Annotated in this window: 5 protein-coding genes, 1 tRNA gene and 1 pseudogene; 5 read left to right on the top strand and 2 right to left on the bottom strand. The window is 59.9% G+C overall.

Translation table 11 applies throughout. The annotated features are described in order from the left end of the window. The 3 genes and pseudogenes from GOEFS_RS23340 to GOEFS_RS00440 form a co-directional block, all read left to right on the top strand. Positions 1 to 209 (top strand): annotated as a pseudogene (locus GOEFS_RS23340) (hypothetical protein); the annotation flags it as partial. Positions 210 to 251: 42 nt separating this feature from the next. Next, complete coding sequence (locus tag GOEFS_RS00445) at positions 252 to 3,254, top strand: MMPL/RND family transporter (RefSeq protein WP_007315884.1); 3,003 nt, start codon at positions 252 to 254, stop codon at positions 3,252 to 3,254. 186 nt (positions 3,255 to 3,440) lie between these two features. Beyond that, positions 3,441 to 4,535 (top strand): lipase family protein, encoded by a 1,095-nt coding sequence (locus tag GOEFS_RS00440; protein ID WP_007315883.1) that lies wholly within the window; start codon positions 3,441 to 3,443, stop codon positions 4,533 to 4,535. A 6-nt stretch (positions 4,536 to 4,541) separates the two neighbouring features. Here the strand turns inward: GOEFS_RS00440 and GOEFS_RS00435 are convergent, their stop codons facing one another. Continuing rightward, on the bottom strand, positions 4,542 to 5,141 hold the full coding sequence (locus GOEFS_RS00435; protein ID WP_007315882.1) for a TetR/AcrR family transcriptional regulator: 600 nt from the start codon (positions 5,139 to 5,141) through the stop codon (positions 4,542 to 4,544). A 114-nt stretch (positions 5,142 to 5,255) separates the two neighbouring features. Here GOEFS_RS00435 and GOEFS_RS00430 point away from each other — a divergent pair, with 114 nt between their 5' ends. Both GOEFS_RS00430 and GOEFS_RS00425 read left to right on the top strand, forming a co-directional pair. Further along, the gene (locus GOEFS_RS00430) at positions 5,256 to 6,218 is read left to right on the top strand and encodes an SDR family NAD(P)-dependent oxidoreductase (protein ID WP_007315881.1); all 963 of its coding nucleotides are present in this window, start codon (positions 5,256 to 5,258) and stop codon (positions 6,216 to 6,218) included. Further along, the gene (locus tag GOEFS_RS00425; RefSeq protein WP_007315880.1) at positions 6,215 to 7,888 is read left to right on the top strand and encodes an AMP-binding protein; all 1,674 of its coding nucleotides are present in this window, start codon (positions 6,215 to 6,217) and stop codon (positions 7,886 to 7,888) included. The genes GOEFS_RS00430 and GOEFS_RS00425 overlap by 4 nt, the downstream gene beginning before the upstream one ends. A 208-nt stretch (positions 7,889 to 8,096) precedes the next feature. Here the strand turns inward: GOEFS_RS00425 and GOEFS_RS00420 are convergent. Continuing rightward, positions 8,097 to 8,170, bottom strand: a tRNA-Met gene (locus GOEFS_RS00420). Between the last annotated feature and the right edge of the window lie 131 nt (positions 8,171 to 8,301).

Here is an 8,301-nt window from a genome sequence, read left to right as displayed (position 1 = left end):
TAGCAGATGCGCAGACACTGCTCGAAAAGGCGGGTTATTCGCGTGAGAATGTCCTCGGTCAGGACACTTTCATCGGGCAGAAGTATCTCGTCACCGTGACCGACGACGATGTCGGATACGGAACGATGATCGTCTATCGATTATCGCCCATCTCGGACCTTCCCGGCATACCGCAGCTTCCGCAAGTATCTGTTCCACCACTGCCGTGACGGCGCGCTGCTCTACTAGTCACCCGAAGGACATCAGACTCAGTGGCCCATCAATATAGTCCGGCGTTCGAGCGTGTTGGGCGTGGCATCACCCGGCATTCTGCCCTCGTCATTCTGTTATGGATCTTGATCGCAGTTGGAACGAACGCTCTCTGGCCGCAGCTAGAAACAGTCGCCAATGAACGATCGGTGCCGCCATTCCCCAGCGACGCGCCGTCGATTTCGGCGATGCACGATATGGCTCAAAAGTTCAATCAACAGGGTGCGGACAACGTCGCCATTGTCGCGATGACCAATCCGGGCGGATACGACATCGGCGCCCGCGCTCATTACACCGCACTGGTCGACCGCCTCAAGGCTGGTGGTAGCACCTCATTTATCCAAGACATGCTCGGCGCGGCCGACGCACAATCCAATCCAGCACTTCGCAAACAGGTTGTGAGCACCGACGGCAAAGCGTGGTTCCTACTCGTTGGACTGCGCGGCGACCTGGGTTCGCCCGAAGCAATGCAATCGCTGAAGTCCATCAAGAACACGGTCAGTCAGACATTCCAGGGCAGCACGGTTCAGGCCCGGGTAACCGGAAATGCCGCCACGATGGGCGACGTTGCCGTGCAGGCGATTTCGGACACCAGGCTTGTCGGTGCCATCACATTCGCGGTCATCACGATATTGCTGTTGTTGATCTATCGCTCGGTATTTACCGCGTCACTGCCGCTGATTGTCATGGGGATGAGCGTCGCCGTGGCGCGCGGCACCGTGGCCGGTCTGAGCATGTTGGGCATGCCGATTTCGAGCACCTCGTCGGCGTTGATGGTGGCGATCGTGGCTGGCGCCTGCGTCAACTACACGGTGTTCTATATCAGTCGCTATCACGAAAATCTGCGGCTCGGACAGCGACCGGACGAAGCCATCGCGCGCACGAGTGGGTCCATGACGCGAGTAATTCTCGCGACCGCCGCCACCGTCGCCATAGCGAATCTGGCTCAAGTCACCGCGAAGTTGCAGGCACTCGCGGCGTCGGGTCCGGCCGTCGCGGTGGCTATCAGCATCGGATTTCTTGTCACCGTCACGATGCTTCCGGCGATCCTGCATCTCGCGGCCAAGAGAAAGGTCGGATTTCCCAAAGCAGCTCTGACAGAAAGCCTTTGGCGTCGAATCGGCGTGTATGTTGTCCGGAATCCGGTGGTAACTCTTCTCGTGGCGTTGCTCATGCTCGGCGGACTATGCGCGTTCGCGCCGTCAATGATGTTCAGCTACGACGACCGTGCCGCGCAGCCCAAAGGCACGGAAAGCTCAGAGGGTTACGCCATGCTCAATGCGCATTTCCCGGCAGACTCGATGCTTCCGCAATACCTGATTATCAACTCGAATAAGGACCTTCGTACCCCGGAGAGCCTGGCCGACCTCGACCAGATGGCGCAGCGAGTATCTCAACTTCCCGGCATAACACGGATAGTCGGGATCACCCGGCCCGACGGGTCGAAGATCACCCAGGCGACGCTGGCCTGGCAGATCGGCACCATGGGTAAACAACTCGCACGTGCCGGAGATACCGCGAAAAACTATGTCCCCCAACTTGATCGGGTCCAACAGATCGCCGATCTCGTATCTCAATTGGCGAAGGAATTCGACGCCAACGAACTCACCCAGATCAACTCGCTGATTACCCAGGCGTTTTCGCAAGCCGGCAGCGCCTCCGGCCAACTGAGTCAGTATTCCGTGCTTCTCAATCAGCTCGCCAAATCCGGCCCGCAACTTGATCAGCTGGCTGGCCTGGCCCCCACCGTGCGTACCACCGCCGCCACCTTGACCTCGGCTATATCGCTGATCGAGCCCATTTACTCGACAATGAAGGCATCGCAATCGTGCACTGACCTGACTCAGTGCGTCGATCTTCGCAAGCAGCTGGCGGTGTTGATCGACTCGAAGAACAGCGGCGCATTGGCCGCTCTGGGGTCGGTCAGCGCGACGATTGACACGATGGCTCAAAGTGGCACGCCACCGTCGAAGATGATCAGCACTATGAAAGATCAGCTCACTGCCGCGCAATCGTATATTCGTAGAATCGGCGAATTCAAAGCGCGGTATGACCGGGCGAACGACGTTCTGCGTCGCGTTCAGCTGCTCGGGATTAGCAATGACGACGCCGAGAAGATGGGCGATCGTGTCCGCGAGATGCGCCGTCAGACAGAAGAAGCGATGGGCGGACTCACCGAGTTAGCCGCGTATCTACAAACCGTCGGGACGGCCGCGAAGTCGCCATCGGCGTCGGGCTTCTATCTTCCGAGTAGAATGCTATCGACAGGCGATTTTAGTTCTGCCGCCTCGCTATTCATCTCGCCCGACGGCAAGATGGCCCGCTACATGATACAAACCTCGGTTGATCCCTACAGTCCCCAAGCGATGGAATTGACCCGGCTAGTCGCGTCGACGGCGCGAGATGCGACACCCAACACAAGTCTGGCCGGTTCGAAGGTCGCCGTCGGCGGGCTTCCGGCGATACTTGGCGACCTCCGAGACGTATTCAAACGCGACTTCATCGAAATTATCATCGTCACCCTATTGATCATTCTGGCAGTGATGTGCTTGCTGTTGCGCTCGATAGTTGCTCCGATCTACCTCCTCGCAACCGTCATATTGACCTACCTCGCGGCACTGGGCACCGGCGTGCTGGTATTCCAGGTAATACTGGGAAAGGAGATTTACTGGGCCGTTCCGGCAATGACATTCGTGCTGGTTGTAGCCGTTGGCGCGGATTACAACATGCTGTATATGTCGCGGTTGCGAGAGGAATCTCAAAAGGGCTTCCGCATCGGCGTACTGCGGGCAGTCGGTCACACGGGTTCGGTGATTACGTCGGCGGGCATGATCTTTGCCGCGGCGATGTTCGGCATGATGGCCGGCAGCATATCGATGATGTACCAGATGGGATTCGTTATCGGTGCAGGCATCCTCATCGACACGTTCATCGTGCGAACGCTCATCGTGCCGGCGATCGCCACTGTTCTCGGACCCAAGAGTTGGTGGCCGGCGAAGTCGTAGGAGCGGCACGGCGGGGGGCAGTCGACGACCCCTTGCAGAACCGTGTTTCAGATACTACCGTAATCCAAAATGTCACACGATCTGAGATTGCCGGCGGTGGACGGCCCCTGATCGTGCAGCATGACTGTGCCGCACGATCAAGTATCGATTCGCCGATCCAAGCATCACCGACACGAGGATGGCCGGATGACCAACCAAGCACTTGATACCCCGGGAATACTCATTTCGTGCGAGCCGACGCGCGCCTGCCTGCTTCCCGGAATCAAGCTAAGCGCCCGCGCCTGGGCTATCCGCTACACCACCTCCACCGCGACCGGTGGCATCATCGAGGCGACCGGAACCGTTCTGGTTCCGACGGCGCGATCTCCACATGCGCTGATCGGGTACGCGGTCGGCACTCAAGGGCTCGCGCCGCGGGCGTCGGCGGCGTCGGCGCAACTCGCATTCGGACTCGAATACGAAGCGGTATTCCTCGCCGCCGGACTACGACGCGGCTGGGTGCTCGCGGTCCCCGACTATCCAGGGCTCGGAACAGGCACTACGCATCCGTACGTCATTGGCCATGCCCTCGGGCCAGCGGTGTTGGACTTGCTGCGCGCCGCACGGCAGATCACTCACGAGCGACTCGCGGACCTGCCGATCGCGATCACTGGCTACTCCGAAGGTGGATGCGCGGCAGGCTGGGCACTACAACTGCATCCGACATATGCACCTGAACTACCCGTGGTGGCAGGGGCGGTGGGCGCACCACCTGCCGATCTACTCGACTGCTACGAACGCCACCAGCGCAGCCCATACTCGTTCCTGCTCGCCTACGGATTAATAGGCCTCGACGCCGCGTATCCAGACTTGCACGCGACACGTCACCTGAACTGGCGAGGCAGACAACTCTTTCGCATCTTCCGCCACACTCACGTTGTCGCGGCGGTAATCCTCGGGCTGATCGGCTGGCTCCTTCCCCTCTTCCGCGTCGAATCATGCGTGAACGAGCACCCGCTCGATGACCCAGATGTGCGCGCCCATCTTGAACTCAACCGACTCGGCGACAGCCCGCCGTCGGTACCCACCTTTCTCGCCACCGGGATGTGGGACCAGGCCATCCCGTATCGGCAGACCGTCGACCTCGATGCACGCTGGGCCACGGCCGGCGCCCAAGTCACCACCAATCTGATCCCCCGACGCGAACACATTACCGGCGCACTGGCTTTCGCCCGCCGCGCTTACCCGTTCCTAGACCGACACCTCGTTACGTCGGATCAGCAGCTGCCCGAGGCGTCATAGTCGACGTCACCCAGGAGCGACGGCGGAAAGTAGCTCGTCCACGAGGTCGAGCACGTGATCGGGCGTCACACTGGGATCGACGATCTTGCGAACGGCTAGACCAAAGGACAGGTCAAGAATTAAGTCGGCTAGTCGGCGCGACGGGACCATATCCAGAACCGCCGTCGGCAACAGCTTGCTCAAAACTCCAGAAATATTGTCGACAGCTGATCGATTCCGTGCGCCTTCGGTAGCGACAATTGTTGAATCTCCGCGGTTAGCCAGCGCGAACTCCAGCTCAAGGCGAGGCCAACCCGAATCAAGCGTGTGGGTTATCCAACTACGAATCTGCTCGACCGCCTTCGCGAGATCGGCACTCGTGCCGACGAGGCCGGCGAGATGTTCACGAGCTTCGCTCTGCAGGCTGTCCAATACGACCAGAGCGACATCGGCCTTGCTGTCGAAATTGGAATAGAAAGCACCGGTGGTGAACCCGGCCCGCTGCGTGATCGCGGCCACCGAGGTGGCGCCGTACCCCTCGGTCAGCATGAGTTCACGCGCACTTTCCACCAGCTGACGCTTGGTTTCAGCTTGCGCGATAGTCCTGGAATTCGCCACGCGGCCCATCCTATCGCCCCTATTTCGGCTGCTTGCGGGACCTAGTGGACGCGTCGGTGATCAAGGGCGCCCAACGCGGTCTCTTGCGTTCATTCATCTCAGATACTATCGTTATTAGAAATAATGGCGTTATTTAAGGAGTTCGTCTTGACGCTGAAGGAAGTTGCTACCGGAGCCGTGCTGTGGGCAGTGGGTCCACCGATGGAGAACGATCTCGAACGGCTGCGCCGCTCTGTCGAGGGTCGTGTCGTGCTGATTACTGGCGCCTCATACGGTCAGGGCGAAGCGACCGCGCGGCTATTCGCTGCAGCCGGAGCGAGAGTCATCTTGGCGGCTCGCACCAAGGCGCGGCTCGACGAGATCGCCGCGGAAATAGCCGCTGCCGGCGGGACCGCGTTCAGCTACTCGGTCGACTTCAGCGACCTGGATGCCGTGGATAGTTTCGCCGCGCGAGTCCTGGAGGAGCACAGCGGCGTCGATGTTCTAGTGCACAACGCCGGTAAGTCGTTGCGTCGCAGCGTGTATCGAAGCGCCGAACGGCTACGCGATATGGACGCCATGGTCGGAGTCAACTTCACTGGCCCGATGCGCCTTACTCTGGCGTTGCTGCCGAGTATGAAGTTGAGCCGGGGCGCACACATCATCAACATAGCTACCGCCGGTCTTTGGCTGACGCCTGTCGCGCCACGATGGTCCTTCTACATTGCCTGCAAAGCAGGGTTCGACACGTGGCTGCGTTCCATCGCGCTCGAGGTGCGCGGCGACGGAATCGACGTCACGACCATCTACGCCGGCCACATCAAGAGTCGCATGGTTGCTACCAGGTGGGTCAGCCGAATGCCCGGTCACACTCCCGACCAGGCTGCCCGGATCCTCGCCTATGCGGCATCCCGTCGACCGAGGGCGATGGCTCCGCGGAGTATGTTCGTCGTGCGCGTCCTCGGGGTGATCTTTGAGGCTCCCCTCGCCCAGGTGATGTCGTATGTGGACAGCCGTAGCGGCGAGACGTCGGCATCGGAGGCAGCGTATGCGCGAGCAATGGCCAAAGAACTTGCCGACGCCCAGCCGATCGGCGCTGGCTCATGACACAAAGCACCACCGTGTCGGCACAAGATATTTCTACCCAGGGAAGCCGACGACAATGGCTAACGGCCGCCCGCGCACTCACGCAGTCGGGAATGTTGACCCCGCCCGGTCCACTGACGCTCGGTCGGATCATCAACCGCTATTGGCAACACGGAAATACCGCCGCAACGCTGTTCGGCGTCGCGGCGGCTCGTTACCCCAACCGCTCGGCGATCATCGACGACTCAGGAGCAATTACCTACGCCGAGCTCTACCGTGACGCCGGCGCGTTGGCCTCTCACCTTTGCGCTCAGAAACGCCCCAAATCGGTGGCGATAATATGCCGCAACCACCGAGGCTTTTTCCAAGCGTTGGCTGCTACAGCCATGACCGGTGCGGAAACCATTTCCATCAATACCGAACTCCCGGCGATACAACTGGCAACATTGCTCACCCGACACGCTCCCGACGCCCTTATCTACGACGAGGAATTCGCCGATGCGATAGCAGCTGGCAATTTCGGTGGGACGCAGGTGGTGGTTGGCGGGCCGGCTCGCACCGAAACGTCGGTGCCAACTCTCATGTCGATTGTCGAAACATCGAGTCGATTTCGCCATCGCGTCTGGCGATCTGGCAAGTTCACCCTCCTCACCTCCGGAACCACCGGCCTGGCCAAAGGTGTACCGCGCTCGGTACGACTCTGGGGAGTGGTTCAGCTAGCAGTGTCGGGAACAGCGACGGTTCCGTTGCGGTCTCGCGATGTGGTCGTCGTCGGCCCGCCCTTCTTTCACGGGTTCGGCCTACTCGCGGCGATCGGCGTAATCAGCGCGGGAGGGACGGTCGTATGCCGAAGTCGATTCGATGCCGCCACCATGGTGGACGATATGGCCCGTCATCGCGCAACGGTCCTTTTCGCTGTTCCGACGATGCTCCAACACATTCTCGACGTCGAGCCGTCGGCTGCCGAGAAGTCCATTCACCTGCGCTGCGCTGTGACGGGAGCCGCCCCGATAACGAGTGTCACGGTACAACGTTTTCAGGACCGTTTCGGGAATGTACTGGTCAATGGCTACGGCTCTACAGAAGCCGGCGTGGTGACCACCGCGACACCCGACGAGCTCCGCCGCTTTCCGTCGACCGTCGGCAAAGCGGCGCTGGGCGTTTCAATCCGGATTGTCGACGAAGCGGGCGCTTTGGTGCCGACTGGTAATTCAGGGCGAATCTTCGTTCGTGGGCCACTTGAGTACGCGGGGTACACACGTGACACGCGATCGCCTGCTCCCACCAAAGTCGTAATTGATGGTTTTGTTGACACCGGGGACGTCGGCTATGTCAATTCAGAAGGACTGCTCTTCTTGGCCGGTAGATCCGACGACATGATTGTCTCCGGCGGCGAAAACGTCTTTCCCGGTGAAGTCGAAGATATTCTCGTCCGCTATCCCTCGATAAAGGACGCGATAGTCGTCGGCGTCAGCGATGAAAGATTCGGGCAAGTCCTCCAGGCGTTTGTCGTCACCACCAACAACGAGATGGTCGATCCCGATGCTCTGAAGCTGCACCTCCGCGCGTCGCTAGAGCGCTACAAGATCCCCAAACAATTCATCACGATTGACGCTATTCCGCGAAATCCTAGTGGAAAGGTGTTGCGTAGCAAGTTGTTGGAGTTGGCGGCTAGTGGGGAGAATGCGTGAGGGGTTCTAATTACCTGGGCCGTTGACAGCTATTCAGCGCGCTTGGGGTAGAACGACGGCGCATTCGGTTGAGCCACACGGTCGCCGTCAGCTCAGGCGGCTTGAGCGCGCCGCTTGACACAGCCGTGAGGCGCTCGGCGAGGTTTCTGGTTTTCAACGCCTCAAAAAAGAACCCGTGTCCTGACCAGGACACGGGTTCTTTCATTTGTAGCGGGGACAGGATTTGAACCTGCGACCTCTGGGTTATGAGCCCAGCGAGCTACCGAGCTGCTCCACCCCGCGTTGGGTAAACACCAAGTTACAGGTGCCCCGACGCCGAGTGCAAATCGATTTCGGCAAAGTCCCTGATCGAGGACCAACCGGTGATGAGCGTCACAACGAACATTCCTCTGACCTGCACAAACAGCTATTTC

It is taken from the genome of Gordonia effusa NBRC 100432, assembly GCF_000241305.1.
GTDB classification, from domain to species: domain Bacteria; phylum Actinomycetota; class Actinomycetes; order Mycobacteriales; family Mycobacteriaceae; genus Gordonia; species Gordonia effusa.
This window is presented reverse-complemented; position numbering and strand designations above follow the sequence as displayed.

Excerpts from the sequence above, each read along its gene's own strand:
- GOEFS_RS00440 (WP_007315883.1), top strand. The coding sequence starts at position 3,441 with ATGACCAACCAAGCACTTGATACCCCGGGAATACTCATTTCGTGCGAG.
- GOEFS_RS00435 (WP_007315882.1), bottom strand. The coding sequence starts at position 5,141 with ATGGGCCGCGTGGCGAATTCCAGGACTATCGCGCAAGCTGAAACCAAG.
- GOEFS_RS00430 (WP_007315881.1), top strand. The coding sequence starts at position 5,256 with ATGGCGTTATTTAAGGAGTTCGTCTTGACGCTGAAGGAAGTTGCTACC.
- GOEFS_RS00425 (WP_007315880.1), top strand. The coding sequence starts at position 6,215 with ATGACACAAAGCACCACCGTGTCGGCACAAGATATTTCTACCCAGGGA.